General features: G+C 61.7%; 2 protein-coding genes. One reads left to right on the forward strand and one right to left on the reverse strand.

Annotated elements, in window-relative coordinates; all coding sequences use genetic code 11:
- Window positions 1–179, reverse strand: a 179-nt coding sequence (locus BN1133_RS19865; protein ID WP_157432357.1) for a toprim domain-containing protein, incomplete at its 3' end; no start/stop codon positions are given.
- Between the two features lie 325 nt (window positions 180–504).
- Between BN1133_RS19865 and BN1133_RS18420 the strand changes: the two genes are divergently transcribed.
- The coding region (locus BN1133_RS18420) for an N-succinylarginine dihydrolase (RefSeq protein WP_050667904.1) at window positions 505–1,406 on the forward strand (902 nt) is incomplete at its 3' end.

Raw genomic sequence — 1,406 nt, forward strand, 5'->3', positions numbered from 1 at the left:
GCGTCGCTGAGCTTGACGCCGCGCACAGCCGGCTTCTTCGGCTCGGTCGAGCTGCTGCCGGCGGTCGGCAGATCGCGGATATGGCCCACGCTGGATTTCACCACGTAGTCCTTACCCAAATATTTGTTGATGGTCTTGGCCTTGGCCGGAGACTCCACGATGACCAGAGATTTGCCCATGCTATGACTCGTTTCCTGTCACCCCGGGGACGGGGTCTGAAGTTTTGTGGGGCTGTATAAGAGATTTGGCGGCAAAAAGCAAACCCTGCCGACGCCTGAGCCCCCCACTCTTTTCTTTATTAATGCGAGTCCAACCCTTTGTAATCAACCCATTTTTGGCATTTATGCCGGCTCGGCCATTTTTTTCTGCCGCACCGACCTGAACAACTCCGACCGGTTACCGACTTGTTACAAACGGGAAAAAACAGGATATGATGGCGCAACCTCCCCATCACAGTGGGGGAAAGGACTCCGCTACCCCGATAAAAATGAAAGGATGTATCTGATGAAGCATTTCGAGGTCAACTTCGACGGCCTGGTCGGTCCCACCCATAACTACGCCGGTCTCTCCTACGGTAACGTCGCCTCCCAGAGCAACGCCAAAGAGGCCTCCAACCCCCGTGAGGCGGCCAAACAGGGACTGGTCAAGATGAAGGCGCTCACCGGGCTTGGCATGGTGCAAGGGGTGCTGGCGCCCCAGGAGCGTCCGGATCTGGCCACCCTGCGCCGCCTTGGCTTCACCGGCAACGATGCCCGGGTGCTGGAGCAGGCATCCGCCCAGGCCCCTGCCGTGCTGGCCGCCTGTTACTCCGCCTCGAGCATGTGGACCGCCAACGCTGCCACCGTCTCGCCGAGTGCCGACACCGCTGATGGCCGGGTCCACTTCACCCCCGCCAACCTGACCAACAAGTTCCACCGCTCCCTCGAGCCCGAGGTGACCGGCCGTATCCTGCGCGCCGTGTTCCCGGATGAACGGCACTTCAGCCATCATGCCCACCTGCCAGAGAACGATCACTTCGGCGACGAGGGGGCGGCCAACCACACCCGCCTGTGCAGCCATTACGGCCATGCCGGGGTGGAGCTGTTCGTCTACGGTCGCAGCGCGTTCGATCTCTCCCGCCCGGCGCCGACTCGCTATCCGGCACGCCAGACCCTGGAGGCGAGCCAGGCCATCGCCCGCCTGCACGGGCTGGATGAGGAGAACTGCGTCTTCATCCAGCAGAATCCGGCGGTGATCGATCAGGGGGTGTTCCACAACGATGTGATCGCCGTGGGCAACCAGAACGTGCTCTTCTTCCATCAGGAGGCCTTCCTCGACACCCAGGGGTCCCTGGCCGAGGTGCGCCGCAAATTCGGCGACGGGGAACTGCACTTTATCGAGGTGCCGACCGCCGAGGTATCGGTGCA

The sequence above is a fragment of the Aeromonas schubertii genome (genome assembly GCF_000820105.1).
GTDB classification, from domain to species: Bacteria; Pseudomonadota; Gammaproteobacteria; order Enterobacterales; family Aeromonadaceae; genus Aeromonas; species Aeromonas schubertii.